Origin of the sequence: Brevundimonas bullata, from assembly GCF_003350205.1 — a bacterium.
GTDB lineage: Bacteria > Pseudomonadota > Alphaproteobacteria > Caulobacterales > Caulobacteraceae > Brevundimonas > Brevundimonas bullata.
On the sequence record NZ_QLLC01000016.1, the window covers coordinates 19160 to 35070 of the forward strand.

The 15911-nt window shown below is 68.3% G+C and carries 16 protein-coding genes and 1 pseudogene; 10 read left to right on the forward strand and 7 right to left on the reverse strand.

Annotated features, from left to right (window positions below; all coding sequences use genetic code 11):
• Positions 1 to 2: 2 nt before the first annotated feature.
• Both DXK21_RS17100 and ubiG read right to left on the reverse strand, forming a co-directional pair.
• A pseudogene (locus DXK21_RS17100) lies at positions 3 to 71 on the reverse strand (AAA family ATPase); the annotation flags it as partial.
• Entirely contained in the window at positions 68 to 886 is an 819-nt protein-coding gene (ubiG, locus tag DXK21_RS09345) for a bifunctional 2-polyprenyl-6-hydroxyphenol methylase/3-demethylubiquinol 3-O-methyltransferase UbiG (protein WP_114817562.1), read from the reverse strand. The gene ubiG and the pseudogene DXK21_RS17100, both read right to left, overlap by 4 nt.
• A gap of 56 nt (positions 887 to 942) precedes the next feature.
• On the opposite strand from ubiG, the gene DXK21_RS09350 reads away from it, so the two are divergent.
• The 4 genes from DXK21_RS09350 to ispG all read left to right on the forward strand — a co-directional run bounded on the left by DXK21_RS09350 (position 943) and on the right by ispG (position 6913).
• Positions 943 to 2217, forward strand: coding sequence for an aspartate kinase (locus DXK21_RS09350; RefSeq protein WP_114817514.1), 1275 nt, complete (start codon positions 943 to 945; stop codon positions 2215 to 2217).
• Positions 2218 to 2271: 54 nt separating this feature from the next.
• Positions 2272 to 4539 (forward strand): phosphoenolpyruvate--protein phosphotransferase, encoded by a 2268-nt coding sequence (gene ptsP / locus DXK21_RS09355; protein WP_114817515.1) that lies wholly within the window; start codon positions 2272 to 2274, stop codon positions 4537 to 4539.
• Positions 4540 to 4632: 93 nt separating this feature from the next.
• Positions 4633 to 5697, forward strand: coding sequence for a helix-turn-helix domain-containing protein (locus tag DXK21_RS09360; protein WP_114817516.1), 1065 nt, complete (start codon positions 4633 to 4635; stop codon positions 5695 to 5697).
• Between the two features lie 64 nt (positions 5698 to 5761).
• On the forward strand, positions 5762 to 6913 hold the full coding sequence (ispG, locus tag DXK21_RS09365) for a flavodoxin-dependent (E)-4-hydroxy-3-methylbut-2-enyl-diphosphate synthase (protein ID WP_114817563.1): 1152 nt from the start codon (positions 5762 to 5764) through the stop codon (positions 6911 to 6913).
• A 1-nt stretch (position 6914) separates the two neighbouring features.
• On the opposite strand, the gene DXK21_RS17125 is transcribed toward ispG, so the two are convergent.
• Both DXK21_RS17125 and DXK21_RS16510 read right to left on the reverse strand, forming a co-directional pair.
• A complete protein-coding gene (locus DXK21_RS17125) occupies positions 6915 to 7160 on the reverse strand; it encodes a DUF4145 domain-containing protein (RefSeq protein ID WP_114817564.1) in 246 nt (81 codons plus the stop codon).
• Positions 7157 to 7639: a hypothetical protein gene (locus DXK21_RS16510; protein WP_162790617.1), complete on the reverse strand. Its 483-nt coding sequence runs from the start codon at positions 7637 to 7639 to the stop codon at positions 7157 to 7159. The genes DXK21_RS17125 and DXK21_RS16510 overlap by 4 nt, the downstream gene beginning before the upstream one ends.
• A gap of 23 nt (positions 7640 to 7662) precedes the next feature.
• On the opposite strand from DXK21_RS16510, the gene DXK21_RS09380 reads away from it, so the two are divergent.
• The 3 genes from DXK21_RS09380 to DXK21_RS09390 all read left to right on the forward strand — a co-directional run bounded on the left by DXK21_RS09380 (position 7663) and on the right by DXK21_RS09390 (position 9377).
• A complete protein-coding gene (locus tag DXK21_RS09380) occupies positions 7663 to 8259 on the forward strand; it encodes a glutathione S-transferase N-terminal domain-containing protein (RefSeq protein ID WP_114817518.1) in 597 nt (198 codons plus the stop codon).
• A 117-nt stretch (positions 8260 to 8376) separates the two neighbouring features.
• Positions 8377 to 8826 carry a translation initiation factor 2 gene (locus tag DXK21_RS09385; protein ID WP_114817519.1) on the forward strand — a complete coding sequence of 150 codons (450 nt, stop codon included), beginning with the start codon at positions 8377 to 8379 and terminating at the stop codon, positions 8824 to 8826.
• The gene (locus DXK21_RS09390) at positions 8823 to 9377 is read left to right on the forward strand and encodes a hypothetical protein (protein ID WP_162790618.1); all 555 of its coding nucleotides are present in this window, start codon (positions 8823 to 8825) and stop codon (positions 9375 to 9377) included. The genes DXK21_RS09385 and DXK21_RS09390 overlap by 4 nt, the downstream gene beginning before the upstream one ends.
• 55 nt (positions 9378 to 9432) lie before the next feature.
• Here DXK21_RS09390 and DXK21_RS09395 read toward each other — a convergent pair whose 3' ends face one another.
• Positions 9433 to 10215, reverse strand: coding sequence for a sulfite exporter TauE/SafE family protein (locus DXK21_RS09395; RefSeq protein WP_114817521.1), 783 nt, complete (start codon positions 10213 to 10215; stop codon positions 9433 to 9435).
• 88 nt (positions 10216 to 10303) lie between these two features.
• On the reverse strand, positions 10304 to 10912 hold the full coding sequence (locus DXK21_RS09400; RefSeq protein ID WP_114817522.1) for a response regulator: 609 nt from the start codon (positions 10910 to 10912) through the stop codon (positions 10304 to 10306).
• A 188-nt stretch (positions 10913 to 11100) separates the two neighbouring features.
• On the opposite strand from DXK21_RS09400, the gene prfA reads away from it, so the two are divergent.
• Complete coding sequence (gene prfA / locus DXK21_RS09405; protein ID WP_114817523.1) at positions 11101 to 12168, forward strand: peptide chain release factor 1; 1068 nt, start codon at positions 11101 to 11103, stop codon at positions 12166 to 12168.
• A gap of 162 nt (positions 12169 to 12330) precedes the next feature.
• On the opposite strand, the gene DXK21_RS09410 is transcribed toward prfA, so the two are convergent.
• Positions 12331 to 13572: a YihY/virulence factor BrkB family protein gene (locus DXK21_RS09410; RefSeq protein ID WP_114817524.1), complete on the reverse strand. Its 1242-nt coding sequence runs from the start codon at positions 13570 to 13572 to the stop codon at positions 12331 to 12333.
• A gap of 72 nt (positions 13573 to 13644) precedes the next feature.
• Between DXK21_RS09410 and prmC the strand changes: the two genes are divergently transcribed.
• Together prmC and DXK21_RS09420 are read left to right on the forward strand one after the other, a co-directional pair.
• Positions 13645 to 14541 carry a peptide chain release factor N(5)-glutamine methyltransferase gene (gene prmC / locus DXK21_RS09415; protein ID WP_114817525.1) on the forward strand — a complete coding sequence of 299 codons (897 nt, stop codon included), beginning with the start codon at positions 13645 to 13647 and terminating at the stop codon, positions 14539 to 14541.
• 283 nt (positions 14542 to 14824) lie between these two features.
• Positions 14825 to 15850: a DUF4167 domain-containing protein gene (locus DXK21_RS09420; RefSeq protein ID WP_114817526.1), complete on the forward strand. Its 1026-nt coding sequence runs from the start codon at positions 14825 to 14827 to the stop codon at positions 15848 to 15850.
• Positions 15851 to 15911: the final 61 nt, after the last annotated feature.

Consider the following 15911-nt stretch of genomic DNA (forward strand, 5'->3'; position numbering starts at 1 on the left):
AAGGCCTCGATCAGGCTGGTCTTGCCCGAACCGGGTCCGCCGGTGACGACGATGCGCTGCGACCCGTTCACGCGTCCCGCGTGGCCATCATCATGTAGTTGATGTCCACGTCCTCGCCCTCGCTCCAGCGGTCGTTGAGCGGGTCATAGGCCAGCCCGTAGGGGCCGGTGACGGTCAGGGGCTCGCCGTCCAGCATGGCGCGCAGTTCCTCGGGTTTGAGGAACTGGCGCCAGTCGTGGGTGCCGGCAGGGACCCAGCGCAGGACGTACTCGGCGGCGACCTTGCCCAGCAGCAGGCCCTTCAAGGTGCGGTTCAGCGTGGCGACGATCATCATCCCGCCCGGCTTGATCAGCTTGGAGCAGGCGCGGACGAAGGCCTCTGGATCGGCCACGTGCTCGATCACCTCCATGGTCAGGACCACGTCGAAGGGGCCGGCGCCTGCCTCCACCATCTGCTCGACCGTGGCGGCGCGATAGGTGATGTCGAGGCCGACCTGTTCGGCGTGGGCGCGGGCCGTGCCGATATTCTCGGACGAGGCGTCCAGCGCCGTGACGTCAAACCCCATGCGCCGCATCGGCTCGGCGATCAGGCCGCCGCCGCAGCCGATGTCGATCAGGCTGAGACCGTTGAAGGGCGCACGGATCCGCACGTCGCGGCCGAAATGCTCGGCGGCGCGGTCGCGGACGAATTTCAGCCGCGCCGGATTGAAGCGATGCAGGGGCGCAAACGGCCCTTTCGGGTCCCACCACTCCGCTGCCTGGGCCGAGAAACGGGCCACATCAGCAGGATCGATGCTGGGCCCCTCGGCACGATCGGTTGCAAAGGGTGAAAAACCCTCTTCGCTTTGGGGTTTGCGCGGCTCAAGGCTGTCGTTAGAAGCGGACATGGTCGCAGGCATGAACCGCCTTGGCCGCCCATGCAAGCAGGGGACGAAACGGCACGATGACGCGGCCCGAAACGACACGACTGGTGATGAAGTTCGGGGGGACCTCCATGGGGGACCTCGAGCGTATTCGTCGTGCGGCGCGAATTATCGCCGCCGAGGCCGCCAAGGGCAAACAGATCGCCGTGGTGGTGTCCGCCATGGCCGGCAAGACCAATGAGCTGGTGGCCTGGACCGACGGTGCGGGTCCCGCCGCCGCAGGCCTTCCCCTGTCGGACGACGAATACGACGTGGTGGTCGCCTCGGGCGAGCAGGTGACGTCGGGCCTTCTGGCCCTGACCCTGCGCAACATGGGCCTGAACGCGCGCAGCTGGATGGGCTGGCAGATCCCCATCATCACCGACGACGCCCATGGCCGCGCCCGCATCGAGGACGTGCCCGGCGATGTCCTGGGCGCCGCCGTCGACAGCGGCCAGATCGCCATTGTCCCCGGCTTCCAGGGCGTCACCCGCGACGGCCGCATCACGACCCTGGGTCGCGGCGGCTCTGACACCTCAGCGGTGGCGGTGGCGGCGGCGCTCGGCGCCCCTTGCGACATCTACACCGACGTGGACGGCGTCTACACGACCGACCCCCGCATCGAGAGCCGCGCGCGGCGCCTGGAAAAGGTCTCCTACGAGGAGATGCTGGAAATGGCCTCGCTCGGGGCCAAGGTGCTGCAGACCCGCTCGGTCGAACTGGCCATGGCCAAGCAGGTCCCGGTTCGGGTCCTGTCCAGCTTCATCGAGCCGGATGAGAATGGAAATCTGCCGGAAAACGCCGGCACCCTGATTTGTGATGAGGATGAGATCGTGGAAAAGCGCATCGTTTCCGGCGTGACCATGAGCCGGGACGAAGCCCGGATCACGCTGCTGGGTCTGGCGGACCGCACCGACGCCCCCGCCGACGTCTTCACGCGTCTGGCCGAGGCCAACGTCAACGTCGACATGATCGTGCAGAGCCAGGCCCGCACCGAGGGCGCGGTGAACCTGACCTTCACGACGGGCCGCCGCGACGCCCAGCGCGCCGCCGAGATGATGACCGCGGCCAAGGCGGAACTCGGCTTCGAGGAACTGCGCATCGACGCTGACGTGGCCAAGATCTCTGTCATCGGCGTGGGCATGCGCAGCCATGCGGGCGTGGCCCAGACCATGTTCCGGGCCTTGGCCGACAAGGGCGTCAAGTTCCAGGCCATCTCGACCTCCGAGATCAAGATCAGCGTGCTGATCGAGGACGCCTATTCCGAACTGGCCGTGCGGGCGCTGCATGCGGCTTACGGACTCGACGCGCTATAGAATGAACACGAGGGCCGTCCTATCTGATCGATAGGCGGCAAGGCGGGAGGCGACATGGTGAAGGGCGGATTGACGACGAGGGGGCCTCGCAACCTCCTGCGCCAGATCCGCGAAGCCATGGCCGGCGGCGGCCCGGCGCAGGACCGGCTGGACATGGTGGTGCGCACCATCGCCCAGTCCATGGTCGCCGAGGTCTGCTCCATCTATCTGCGCCGAGCCTCGGGCGAGCTGGAGCTGTTCGCCACGCAAGGCCTGAACCCCGAGGCCGTCCATAACACCCGCCTGCGCCCCGGCGAGGGCCTGGTCGGCGAGGTGGCCCGGCTGGCCCAGCCGATCAGCCTGTCGGACGCCCCGTCCCACCCCAGCTTCTCCTATCGCCCGGAAACCGGCGAAGACCCCTTCCACGCCTTCCTCGGCGCGCCCCTGCTGCGCGGCGGCCGGGCCATCGGCGTCCTGGTCGTCCAGAACCGCGCCGCCCGTCGCTATGACGAGGAAGAGGTCGAGGACATCCAGACCATCGCCATGGTCCTGGCCGAGACGGTCGCCTCGGGCGAACTGCTGGCCCAGGACGAACTGCGCGACGTCGAGGTTGCCCCTCATCGCCCCGAACGGCTGAAGGGTCAGAAGTTCGCCGAAGGCCTGGCCTACGGCGTCGTGGTCCAGCACGAGGCACCGCTGGCGCCTGAACAACTGCTGTCCGATGACCCGACCGCCGAGGAAAAACGCCTGGCTGAGGCCCTGTCGGCGCTCAAGGCCGGCATCGACGTCATGCTGGAAGGCGGCCAGACCAAGCTGGGCGGCACCTCGTTCGAGGTGCTGGAAACCTATCGCATGTTCGCCGATGACCGGGGCTGGAACCGCTCGCTGGAAGAGGCCGTGCGCTCCGGCCTGACCGCCGAGGCCGCCGTCGACCGCGTCCGCAACGAACACCGCGCCCGCTTCGCCAAGGCCCGCGACCCCTATATCCGCGAACGCCTGCACGACTTTGAGGACCTGGCCAACCGTCTGCTGCGGGTGCTGGCGGGCGACAACCCCGGCCACCGCGACCTGCCCGACGACGCCATTCTGGTGGCCAGAAACCTCGGCCCCGCCGACCTGCTGGAATACCCGCGGCACAAGCTGCGCGGCCTCTTGCTGGAAGAAGGCTCGGCCGCCAGCCACGCCGTCATCGTCGCCCGCGCCCTCCAGATCCCTTGCGTCGGGCGTCTGCAAGGCCTGCGAGACCGCCTGTCCGAGGGCGATCAGGTCATCGTCGACGGCGAGACGGGCGAGGCCTACCTGCGTCCGCGCCCCGACATGCTGGCGGCGGTCCAGACCCGCATGGCCGTGCGCGCACAGCGCCGCGCCGAGTTCGACCTGCTGCGCGACACCCCCGCCATCACCAAGGACGGCACGCGCATCACCGTCCTGACCAACGCCGGTCTGGCGGTCGATCTGGAAAATCTGGACGCGACGGGGGCCGAAGGCATCGGCCTGTTCCGCACCGAGTTCCAGTTCATGGTTTCGGACGAGCTGCCGCGTCTGGACGCCCAGACGGCGCTCTACAAGCTGGTGCTGGACGCGGCGGGCGACCGGCCCGTCACCTTCCGCACCCTGGACATCGGCGGCGACAAGGTCCTGCCCTATCTCGACAATGAGCGCGAAGAGAACCCGGCCCTGGGCCGTCGCGCCATCCGCCTGGGCCTCGACCGTCCGGCCCTGCTGCGGATGCAGGTGCGCGCCCTTCTGGCCGCCGCCGCCGGACGCGAGCTGCGCGTCATGTTCCCCATGATCGCCACGGTGGACGAGTTCCGCGCCGCGCGCGAACTGGTCGATGTCGAATGCGACTGGGCGCGGCGTCGCGGGCGGCCCCTGCCGTCCCTGCTGCGGGTCGGGGCCATGGTCGAATGCCCCAGCCTGCTGTGGCACCTGGACGCCCTGCTGCCGCTGACCGACTTCGTCTCCATCGGCACCAACGACCTGTTGCAGTATATGTTCGCCGCGGATCGGACCAATCCCCTGGTCTCGGACCGCTATGATCCCCTGTCGCCCCCGGCCCTGCGCGCCCTGGCCGAAATCCAGCAGAAGTGCGCCGATAGCGCCACGCCGGTCTCGGTCTGCGGCGAGCTGGCCGGTCGTCCGCTGGAAGCCTTCGCCCTGATCACCCTGGGCTACACCCGCCTGTCCGCCCCGGCGGGGGGGGTGGGGCCGGTCAAGCGGATGATCCTGTCGGCGGACCTGCCGGCCGCCCGTCGCGGCATGAACGTCCTTCTCGGCTCCTCGGCCGGATCGGTGCGCGGCGAGATCGAGTCCCTGGCGCGCAAGCTGAACGTCATCGTCTGATCCAAGCGGGGCCGCTTTCCCGCGTTGCCCGCAGCACAGGCCTCGTCTAAGCGAGGGGAGGGCGCGTTCGCGTCCGCACTGACGGAACCCCGCATGGATCAGGATCGGCAGGACGCGCCGTCCCTCGAGGACGCCGAGACGCTGGGCGAGGCCCTGCGCGCGGCCCGTCTCGCCTCGGGCCGCTCCATGGCCCAGCTGTCGACCATGACGCGGGTGCATCCGCGCTATCTGACGGCGCTGGAGCAGAACGAGTTCTCGGTCCTGCCGTCGCGCATCTTCTCCATGGGCTATGTGCGGGCCTATGCGGGCGCGCTCGGTCTGGACGAACTGACCGCCGTCGAGCGCTTCAAACGCGAGTTCCCGGAAGCCGCGGTGCCGCTTCAGGCCCCGACCGGCGCCGCCCTGCAACAGGTGCGCCGCACCTCGCCCAAGGTTCTGGCCGCGCTGGGCGTGCTGATCCTGGCCGTCGTCGGCTGGAACGTCTTCCAGCGCGTGGTCCGCATCGAGCCGCCCCATCCCTCCGACCTGGTCGCCGTGCCCAAGGACTGGGCCAAGGCGGCCGACGCCGAGGTCGATAAGGCCTTGTATCTGGGCGCGCCGCGCGCCGCCCCGCCGGATCAGACCACCCCGGCCCTCTACATCACGCCCGGTCTTGAGGCACAGCTGACGGGCGTCGACCCGGACGATCCCAACGCCGTCGTGGCCCCGTCGCCCCCGGTCCAGGCGGCCTTCAACCCGCGCGGGGCGGTCTACGGCGCCTCGGCCATCACCTCCCAGGTCATCCTTCAGGCCAAGAAGCCCGCGACCCTGGTCGTGCGTCAGGGCGACGGCCGCATCCTGTTCGCGCGTCAGCTGGCGGCGGGCGAGGCCTGGCGCGCGCCGCCCAATGTCTCGGCCACGGTGGACGTGTCGGACCCGACGGCCTTTGACGTCTATCTGAACGGCGAGCACAGCGGGGCCTTGCCGGCGCCCGCATCGCCGCTGGGTCAGCTGAACGCCCGCGCCCAGGCCGCCGCCCGCCAGTCCGAGGCCCGCGCCGCCGCCGCCGCAGAAGCCCAGACCCGCGCCCGCGCCGCCCAGGCCGCCGCCGCCCTCGCGGCTGCGCCCCCGCCGGTCGCACCAACGCCCGCCGCCCAGGCGCCGCCGCCCGCGAGATGAATCGTCGCGGTCCGCGACTGATGTCGTGGTTTTGCCGTCCTTCCTCGCCTATGTTCCGCGCGACATGAGCAGTTCCGAACTCGGCCACATCCGTCCCTGGCGCCACATCGAGCGCCGCAAGAGCCGCCAGATCATGGTCGGCTCGGTTCCGGTCGGCGGCGACGCCCCGATCAGCGTCCAGTCGATGACCAATACGCCGACGACCGACGCGGCGGCGACGCTGGAACAGATCCGCCAGCTGGAGGAAGCCGGGGCCGACATCGTCCGCGTCTCCTGCCCCGACGAGGAGTCGACGGCGGCCTTCAGGACCATCGCGCGCGAGGCCCGCGTGCCGCTCGTGGCCGACATCCACTTCCACTACAAACGCGGCGTCGAAGCGGCCCAGGCGGGCGCCGCCTGCCTGCGCATCAACCCGGGCAACATCGGCTCCATCGACCGTGTGAAGGAGGTCGTCCAGGCCGCCCGCGACCACGGCTGCTCCATGCGCATCGGCGTCAACGCCGGGTCGCTGGAGAAAGAGCTGCTGGAGAAATACGGCGAGCCCTGTCCCGACGCCATGGTCGAGAGCGCCCTGAACCACGCCCGCATCCTGCAGGACCTGGACTTCCACGAGTTCAAGATCTCGGTGAAGGCGTCGGACCCCTTCCTGACGGTCGCCGCCTATCAGCAGCTGGCCGAGGCCATCGACTGCCCCCTGCACCTCGGCGTGACCGAGGCCGGACCCTTGCGCACCGGCACCATCAAGTCGGCCATCGGCATGGGCAACATGCTGTGGGCCGGCATCGGCGACACCATCCGCGTCTCGCTGGCCGCCGATCCGGTGGAAGAGATCAAGGTCGGCTTCGACATCCTCAAGTCGCTGGGCCTGCGCCACCGGGGGGTGAACATCATCGCCTGTCCGTCCTGCGCGCGTCAGGGCTTCAACGTCATCGAGACGGTCGCGATTTTGGAAGAGAAGCTGGCCCACGTCTCGACGGCCATGTCGCTGTCCATCATCGGCTGCGTCGTCAACGGCCCCGGCGAGGCCCTCTACACCGACGTCGGCTTCACCGGCGGCGGCAAGGGCGCGGGCATGGTCTATCTGAACGGCAAGATCGCCGGCAAACAGGCCAATGACCGCATGATCGACCACATCGTCGAACTGGTCGAAGCCAAGGCCGCCGAACTGGACGCGGCGCGCGCCGCCGCAGACGCTTCCCGCCAAGCTGCCGAGTAGATTAGCTGGCGTTTGATCTGCCAGTTTTTCGATGGTGCATTTGGTGTCGATGCTGCTGAACGTCTTTGATGCGGTGCGGGAGTTCGAATGCTACTTCGATGAAGATCTTGAGGAAGTGCGCGTAAGCATACGCTAGCTCGGGGTCGCCTTTCAGTTCATGAGCCGCTTCGTTCCGATCTAGCCTAACGACGTGGGCCCATTCAGCGACAGCTTCAGTGATGACGCCTTTGCTTCGTAGGCGATCTATTCGGGCGGCGTGACTTCCGGATTTTGGCTGGCAGCCCCCTCAATGTGCCTAAGTGCGACTTCGAGAATCGAGCCGCAGATGGCTAGGTTCCCCGCTGCATTTCGACGACGAGCCACGTCCTCAAGAAGGTCGGGCATGGCCTGACGAATTTCCTCGGGGACGGCCCTGCTGAAGGAGACTGTGGGCGTGCCGGGATGCTGTTCGACCAGTTTGATGTCGGCTTGATAGTGCCCCCATTCACTGGACGGCACATCTTCGGCCATGATGGGGCGCAGGATCGAGTCTTTACCTTGCACCACGAGGCTCAGAAGACCTTCGCACTCTGGGCAGTAGGACGCTACGGCTGCAGTAGCGACTGGATCAGCCAGAGGATTTTTCTCAAGCTCTTCTTCATCTGGCCACCAACGAAAAAACGCCTCCGCTGATGCCCTTGTCGGTTCTGAGCAATAGGGGCAGATGACTCTAAAGGCCAAGGCCATAAGAAGCGTCCTGTGAGTCGAAAATGAAACTCTACATCACCACCCCGTCGCCATTCTCCCGCAAGGTCCGCATCGTCGCCCATGAAAAGGGTCTGTCCGACCGCATCGAAGAGATCGCCGTCGACCCCTACGCCAATGCGCCGGAACTGCTGGCGACCAATCCGGTGGTTCAGGTCCCGACCCTGATCGCCGAGGACGGCCTGCCGCTGACCGATAGTCCGGTGATCGCCGAGTATCTGGACATGATCGGTTCCGGCCCGCGCCTGCTGCCCGCCGACGGCGCCGAGCGCCTGCGCGTCAAGCGTCTGGAGACCCTGGCCAACGCCACGCTCGAAATGGGCGTCAAGCTGCTGCTGGAGAAACGCCGTCCCGAGGCCGAGCGCTCGCCGTCGTGGATGGACCGCTGGACCTTCAACATGGGCCGGTCGCTGGACGCGCTCGAAGCCGCCGCCCCGTCCGCCGAGGATTTCAACATGGGCGTGCTTAGCGCCGGGATCACCGTCAGCTGGGTCAGCTTCCGCCATCCTGATTATGACTGGAAGACGGGCCGCCCCAATCTGGTCGCGCTTCAGGCTGCGCTGGAGCAGCGCCCCAGCTTCCAGGCCACCACGCCGGTCTGAGGTTCGACAAACCGTGTCGTGTCGGTCACGCGTCTGTGATTGACGAACGAACATTGTGATGCGACCTTGAGGGCAGGTCCGCCGGGGGGGCGGGACCGTTTCCTTCTAGGAATCATCATGATTTCCAAACGTCATGCACGCTTCGCCGTGCAAGCCCTGACGCTCGCCGGATTGAGCCTCAGCCTGCCGGCCTGCGCCACGATCACGCGCGGCACGACCCAGCCGTTTACTGTCGAGAGCAGCCCGCCCGGCGCTCGCGCCTCGACCTCCAACGGTTTCCAGTGCGAAGCCACGCCCTGCACCTTCCGCATGCCGCGCAAGGACGCTTTCACCGTGACCATCTCGCGCGACGGCTATGCCGAGCAGACCCACTCCATCGAGAGCAAGATGTCGGGCGGCGGCGGCGCGGCTCTGGCGGGCAATGTTCTGGTCGGCGGCCTGATCGGCGCCGGCGTGGACGCCACCTCGGGCGCTCTGAACGACCTGACGCCGAACCCGCTGATTGTGACGCTTGAACCCGCCGGGGCTGCCAAGCCCGCCGCCGCTGCTTCGCAGGCCCAGCCGTGAGCCGCGCCGTCATGATCCGCCGCGCCGCCGTCGTCGCCGTCTCGCTCGGCCTGCTGTCGCTGGGCGCCTGCGCCTCGGCCGCGCGGCCCGACGCCATGACCGTCCTGCCCTCGACCATCGCCGCCGCCAAGGCCGGCGACGTCAGCTATCAGGCGGTCAAGATCGTCAATGTCTCGGGCGGCACGGACACCAATCCCCTGCTGTGGTCCGAGGTCGCCAGCGGCGACTTCCGCCTGGCGCTGGAAAACTCGCTCAAGGCCACCGGCTATCTGGGCGCGACGGAAACCGCCCCGCTGTCGCTGACGGCGGCCATGCTGGAACTGAAGCAACCGATGGTCGGGCTCGACATGTCGGTGACCAGTCGCGTCCGTTATTCAGTGACCGACGCCTCGGGCAAGCTGATCTTCGACGACACCATCGCAGCCACCGGCACCGCCAAGATGGGCGAGGCCTTCGTCGGTACGGAACGCCTGCGTCTGGCCAACGAATACGCCATCCGCGAGAACATCAAGGCCTTCATCGAACGCTTCCGCACGCACACCGCGCGCTGATCCGAGCGACAGACCTGAAGGGGGCGGGGCGGGCGCAGGCCGGTCCCGCCTTTGTCTATCGGCCGAACAGTCCCGCCAGCTGCAGGCCCTGGAAACCGGCCAGGAAGATCAGCAGGAAACCAACCGCATAGGCCAGCACCTTGCGTGGCACCTTCTTGACGATCAGCCCGGCGAAGGGCGCGGCGATCAGGCCGCCGACCACCAGTCCGCCGACGGCGGCGGCGTGGTTTTCCAGCGCTCCCGCCTCTTCCCAGTGGCCCGTCACTATGGCCCAGACGAAGGTGGCGGACACGGCGACCGTCAGGAAGAACTCGGCGGTGTTGACCGTGCCGATGGCCTTGCGCGGATCATGCCCGGCGCCGACCATGGTCGAGGACACCGTAGGACCCCAGCCGCCCCCGCCGATGGCGTCGAGGAAGCCGCCGACCACGCCGATCGGGGCGGTGATCCAGACGGGCAGGTGCCGATGCGGAATGTCATGCCCGGCTCGCCACAGTATCCAGACCCCGATCAGGGCCAGATAAGCGATGATGAAGGGCTTGATGACATCGCCGTCGATCCCGGTCAGGACATAGGCCCCCAGCACCCCGCCGATGACGCCGGCGACGGCCAAAGGCAGGAACAGCCGCCACTCCACATTCCTGTGCCAGGCATGGCTGCCCGCCGAGGCGGCGGTGGTGAAGACCTCCGCCGCATGGACGCTGGCCGAGGCCATGGCCGGGGGCACGCCCAGCGCCAGCAGCACCGAGGACGAGATGACGCCATAGGCCATGCCCAGGGCGCCATCGACCGCCTGGGCCAGAACGCCCACCAACAGAAACAGGAAAAAGGTGTCCATTCAGCCCTCTGGGCCGCATCGGGCGGCCCTTTGACGGCATCAGACGCATCGGCGGCCCGCTTGGCAATGGCCTAAACGGCGCGCCGCGTCAGCGTCGGGGCTCCAGTCGCGCCAGGGCGTCCAGCACGTCGCGCCCGGTATAGGGTTTGATGACCATGGCGGCGGCCAGTTCGGCGTTGGCGGCGGCGGCGCTGACGTCGCCCGACAGGAAGATGACCGGCACGCCCCAGCGCGCCTTCAGGCTGCGGGCCAGATCGACCCCGGTCGCCTCGCCCGACAGGTTGATGTCCAGCAGGGCCACGTCGATCGGATGCAGGGCGGTCGCCGCCTCGGCGGCCTCGGCGCTGTGGAAGGGGCCGACCACGCGGTGTCCGGCGGCGTCCAGGGCCTCGGTCAGGGCGACGGCGGCCTCGGCGTCGTCCTCGACCAGCAGGACGGTCAGGGGCTCGGCTTGCGGGGCGACGGGGGGCGCTTCGGCTGGGACCTGCCGCACCAGGACGGCGCGCACATAGGGCCACAACTCGGCGACGGGGCGCTCGGCGTCCAGGTCGAAGATGTTGGCCAGAGCCTTCAGCTCGGTCTCGGCTTCGGGCGACACCGTCGCGTCCGAACGCTCCAGAAGCCCGTCGTAAAGGGCGCAAAGCCGCGCCACATTGTCGTCCGCCCCCGCGGTGGAATCAGCGCTTCCATCGAACATGCCCGTCTCCTGTCTTGTTTCAGCCCCGGTGCAGCTAGAAGGTTTGCAGGTGCGAAGGAACCGTCCTGACGGGCTTGTGACGGCTGTTCACAATCGCTCCATCTGGGCGTGTTCCGGCCTTTTCATCGACAGCGGGCGGTCCGGGGGGTAAGGCTCCGCGCTCGATTTTTCCTTCAGAGGACGCTCCCTTGCGACTGCCCCAGGCCCGGCTCGATCAGGTGCTCGACCGCTTCCACCAGGTGGAGGCGCGCATGGGCGCGGCCTCGGACGGCGCCGAGATCGTGCGCCTGTCGAAAGAGTACGCCGAGTTGAAGCCGGTGGCCGACGCCGTCCAGACCCTGGCCCGCGCCCGCGCCGAGGTCGAGGACCTGCAGGCCATGGCCTCGGACCCCGAAATGGCCGCCATGGCCGCCGACGAACTGGACGCCCTGAACACGCGCCTGCCTGAGCTGGAGCGCGAGGTCGCCCTGCTGCTGGCCCCCCGCGACGCCGACGAAAACGCCTCGGCGGTGCTGGAAGTGCGCGCCGGCACCGGCGGGGACGAGGCGGCCATCTTCGCCGGCGACCTGTTCCGCATGTATTCGCGCTACGCCCAGTCGCGCGGCTGGCGGGTCGAGGTCGACAGCATGACCGAGGGCGACGCGGGCGGCTTCAAGGAAATCATCGCCACCGTCACCGGCGAGGGCGTGTTCGGCCGACTGAAGTTTGAGAGCGGCGTCCACCGGGTCCAGCGCGTGCCGGCGACCGAGTCGCAAGGTCGCATCCACACCTCGGCGGCGACGGTCGCCGTCCTGCCCGAGGTCGAGGACGTCGAGATCGAGATCCACGACAAGGACATCCGCATCGACACCTATCGGTCGTCGGGCAGCGGCGGCCAGCACGTCAACACGACCGACTCCGCCGTGCGCATCACCCACCTGCCCACCGGCATCATGGTGACGTCGTCGGAGAAGTCCCAGCACGTCAACCGCGACAAGGCGATGAAGAACCTGCGGGTGCGGCTCTACGACATGCAGCGGCAGGCCAAGGACCTGGCCCGCTCGGACACGCGCAAGTCTCAGGTCGGTTCGGGCGACCGCTCCGAGCGCATTCGCACCTACAATTATCCGCAAGGCCGGGTCAGCGACCACCGCATCAACCTGACCCTGCACAGCCTGCCCCAGATCATGGAAGGCGACATCGACCCCCTGCTGAACGCCCTGATCGCCGAGGATCAAGCCGCCCGCCTGGCCGACCTGGAAGCCGAGTTCAGCTGAACCAGAATTCTCCCTCCCCTTCAGGGGAGGGGGGCTGAGGCCGTCAGGCCGACGCCGGGTGGGGGCGGCCAGGCCGTTCAAGCGCTGCATCTGTCTCGCCACGCCTCCCCACCCGGTCGCTGCGCGACCACCCTCCCCATGAAGGGGAGGGAGAGTATCGTTTTACCTGCGCCGCACCCGCCGCTTCAGCATCCGGTCCCCCAGGGCCTCGGCGTATTTCAGCGTAAAGGCCAGGGCCGCCGGATTGCCGCGACGCGGGCCGACCGAATCCGCCATGATCGCCCCGCGCTCGCCGATCGGCAGGGGCGCGCCGATAGTGGTGTCCAGCGCCGTCTGATGCTCGATCTCCGCGTTCAGCCGCGCGCCCATCAGGATCACCTGCACTGAAATCCACGTCCACAGCAGGAAACCCATGGCCGCCGCCAGCGGACCGTAGGAATCGGTGCGCACGAAGTTGCCCAGGAACCAGCTGAACAGGAAAGACACCAGCAGGCTCAGCGCCGCCGCGAACAGGGCGCCCGGCGTCAGCCAGCGCCAGCGCGCCCGCGCGCGACACGGCCCCATGCGGTAGATCAGCGCCAGGGCGCCGACATAGCCGAAGTAGAGCAGGGGCCAGCGCAGGGGCGCCAGGTGGGCCCATTCCTCTTCCAGCCCGAACACCGCCAGCACGACCGGCACGCCGACTACCAGACCCGAACTGATGAGAACCGCCAGCAGGCCTGACACGGTGAAGCCCATGCACATCAGGTTGTAGGTGATGATGTTGCGCCGTTCGACCTCGTGATAGGCGAGGTTCAGCCCATAGAAGAGGGTCTTCACCCCGCCGTTGGCCGCCAGCAGCGACAGGGCCAGGGTCCACACCAGGGTGAAGGTCAGCTCGCCGGTCGAACCGCTGGCCAGACGCTGCATTTCCGCGCCCAGGAACTGGGCCACGTTCGACGGCAGCACCTCATAGAGGAAGCTCAGCTGGCTCCAGGCGTCGGCGGGGTCGGCGAACAGGCCGTAGATGGTGACGAAAGCGCCGAGCGTCGGGAACAGGGCCAACAGCATGAAGAAGGTCACGCCTCCGGCGACGAAGCCGACCCGGTCGCCGAAATAGCCCATGGTTGTGCGCCAGATGATGTCGATCCAGCCCTTGCGTGGAATATGGACCGGATGCTGGGCCAGCCGTCCCCGACCGGGGTCCTTGGCGTCATGGTCCTCGGGAGTCGGATCGCGCGGGGGCAGGGGCTCGGGCCGTTTGGGCCGCAGCTCGACCCCGTACTTGTGCCCCTGCGTATAGAGCAGGTGCGCCGCCGTGGCCCCGGCCGCCAGGCCGCCCGCCGCCGCGCCCAGGTAACGCCAGATCGCGCCGCCGTTTCCACGCCGCCGCGCAAGCCGTTTCATCAGGTTCTGCATCCCCATCCGCCCCTCAACGGCCTCGCTCTATCTGCGTTCCGTCTTGAAATCGCCCGCCGCAAGCGCCAATCACCCGTCATGTCCGAAAACGCCCCCGCCGTCCCGACCCTGCTCACCGCCTGGAAAGGTGCGCAAGCCCGCTTGAAAGCCGCCGGCGTCGACAGCCCGTCGATCGACGCCCGCCTGCTGCTGGAAGCCGCCACCGGCGCGGGCCGCGTCGACATCCTGACCGACCCCTACCGCGAGCTCGACGCCGACAAGATCGCCGCCCTGGACGCCATGATCGACCGCCGCGTCCGGCGTGAACCTGTCTCGCGCATCCTGGGCAAGAAGGGCTTCTGGAAGATCATGCTGAACGTCACCCCTGACGTGCTCAGCCCGCGCCCGGACACCGAGACCCTGCTGGACGTCATCGTCCGCGCCTTCCCGCCCCAGCGCGCCTTCGAAATGATCGACCTGGGCACCGGCTCGGGCGCCATCTTGCTGGCGACCCTGATGGAGCGCGCAGGCGCGCGCGGCGTCGGCACGGACATCTCGACCGAGGCCATCGCCGTGGCGCGCGAGAACGCCGCGAATCTGGACCTGAACGGTCGCTGCACCTTCATCCGCACCGACTGGGCCGCCGGTTTCGCCGAGGACAGCTTCGACCTGGTGGTGTCCAACCCGCCCTATATCCCGACCGGCGACATTCCCGGCCTGGACCCGGAGGTGCGCGAGCACGATCCGCATCTGGCGCTGGACGGCGGCCCCGACGGGCTGCAGCCCTATCGCGACCTGGCGCCCGAAATCGCCCGCATCCTGCGCCCCGAGGGCGTCTTCGCCGTCGAGATCGGCTGGGATCAGGGGGCGCAGGTCAAGGCCCTGTTCGAGGCCGCCGGCTTCACCGGGGTCAAGGTGGTCAAGGACCTGGGCGACCGCGACCGCGTCGTCACCAACGGCCCCGACCCGCGCGTCGATCCCATCCCGGAAGACTGACGCGGACCGAAAGCGCCGCGCAATAAAAGCCTTGGAAACGACGCCATCGCGCGCTAAGTCGTTTCTTGTCTCCCACTCATACGCATCCTTTTTCGGGCCGGTTTGCTCGCTCAAGCGCGTCTGGGCCAGTGACGGTCGGGCCGGGTTGGCCCGGCGGACCACAGGGCGACAAACAGTTTTCCGAGCACATCGATACGGGGATTGGCCCCGACCGAACGGAACGACGAACTGGGTCCTGCCCGCCCTCAACCGGCGGCGGCCCGCACCAGCACGGTAAGCTCCGATGAGAGATTTCAAGGGCATGAAGCGTCAGCGCGGACGCAACCGGAAGCCCGGTAGCGGCGGCGGCAACAACGCCAACGCCACCAACCCGAATCGGTCGTGGGATTCGCAAGGCCCCGAGAACATCAAGGTCCGCGGCAACGCCCAGACCGTCTATGAACGCTATATGCAGCTGGCGCGCGACGCCTCGGCCGCCGGCGACCGGGTGCTGGCCGAGAACTACACCCAGCACGCCGAACACTATTTCCGCGTCCTGCGCGCCCTGCAGCCGCAGCGTCCGGTGTCTGAGATCGCCCAACGCGAACTGGCCGGTCAGGGCTTCGACATCGACTTCGAAGACGAGTCGGGCGCCCAGGCCGCCGCCATCATCGCCGCCGCCCAGGCCGAACAGCAGAAGCTCGACGACGAGGCCCGCCGTCAGGCCGAGCGCGCCGAACGCGAAGCCAACCGCGACCGCGACTTCAATAATCGCGACAACAACCGTGACCGCGACCGGGACCGCGACTTCAACCGTGATCGCGATCGTGAGCCGCGCGAGCCCCGCGCCGAGCGCGAACCGCGCGAACCGCGTGAGCAGCAACAGGGCGAACCTCGCGCCGAGGGCGAAGCCCGCGAGGGCGGTCGCCGCGAAACCCGCCGTGAACGCTGGGAGCGTCGCCGCGAGGAACGCAACCGTCGCTTCGAGGCCGGCGAGGCCACGCCCGAGGACGAAGCCCGCGCTCTGTCCGAGGCCGAATATGTCCCCGAGGCCGGTTCGGACGACGCCGCTCCGGTCGTCGAGGCCGCAGAGGCCGAGGCCCGTCCCGCCCGCGCCCCGCGCCGTCCGCGCGCCGAACGCGCCCCTTCTGCCGATGTGGCTGGCGATGCCCCCGCCAAAGGCGAAGTCAGCGACGGCATGGGCCTGCCCGGCTTCCTGACCCGCCCCACGGCTTCGTCCTCGGACGAGGCGGAAACGGCGGAAGAGGTCCCCGCGCCCAAGCGTCGCGCCCCGCGCCGCAAGGTCGAACCAGCCGCCGACGAGGGCTGATCGCCCGCGCGCAACCTTGGCGCGTATATTTACATAACTGCAATCTATAGGCGTCACTCTC

What these genes read in the sequence shown, in the direction of transcription:
- prmC (WP_114817525.1), top strand. Translation starts at nt 13,645, where the DNA reads ATGTCCGAAAACGCCCCCGCCGTCCCGACCCTGCTCACCGCCTGGAAA.
- DXK21_RS09410 (WP_114817524.1), bottom strand. Translation starts at nt 13,572, where the DNA reads ATGGGGATGCAGAACCTGATGAAACGGCTTGCGCGGCGGCGTGGAAAC.
- ubiG (WP_114817562.1), bottom strand. Translation starts at nt 886, where the DNA reads ATGTCCGCTTCTAACGACAGCCTTGAGCCGCGCAAACCCCAAAGCGAA.
- DXK21_RS09380 (WP_114817518.1), top strand. Translation starts at nt 7,663, where the DNA reads ATGAAACTCTACATCACCACCCCGTCGCCATTCTCCCGCAAGGTCCGC.
- DXK21_RS09360 (WP_114817516.1), top strand. Translation starts at nt 4,633, where the DNA reads ATGGATCAGGATCGGCAGGACGCGCCGTCCCTCGAGGACGCCGAGACG.
- DXK21_RS09350 (WP_114817514.1), top strand. Translation starts at nt 943, where the DNA reads ATGACGCGGCCCGAAACGACACGACTGGTGATGAAGTTCGGGGGGACC.
- DXK21_RS16510 (WP_162790617.1), bottom strand. Translation starts at nt 7,639, where the DNA reads ATGGCCTTGGCCTTTAGAGTCATCTGCCCCTATTGCTCAGAACCGACA.
- DXK21_RS09400 (WP_114817522.1), bottom strand. Translation starts at nt 10,912, where the DNA reads ATGTTCGATGGAAGCGCTGATTCCACCGCGGGGGCGGACGACAATGTG.
- DXK21_RS09395 (WP_114817521.1), bottom strand. Translation starts at nt 10,215, where the DNA reads ATGGACACCTTTTTCCTGTTTCTGTTGGTGGGCGTTCTGGCCCAGGCG.
- DXK21_RS09385 (WP_114817519.1), top strand. Translation starts at nt 8,377, where the DNA reads ATGATTTCCAAACGTCATGCACGCTTCGCCGTGCAAGCCCTGACGCTC.
- DXK21_RS09420 (WP_114817526.1), top strand. Translation starts at nt 14,825, where the DNA reads ATGAGAGATTTCAAGGGCATGAAGCGTCAGCGCGGACGCAACCGGAAG.
- ptsP (WP_114817515.1), top strand. Translation starts at nt 2,272, where the DNA reads ATGGTGAAGGGCGGATTGACGACGAGGGGGCCTCGCAACCTCCTGCGC.
- ispG (WP_114817563.1), top strand. Translation starts at nt 5,762, where the DNA reads ATGAGCAGTTCCGAACTCGGCCACATCCGTCCCTGGCGCCACATCGAG.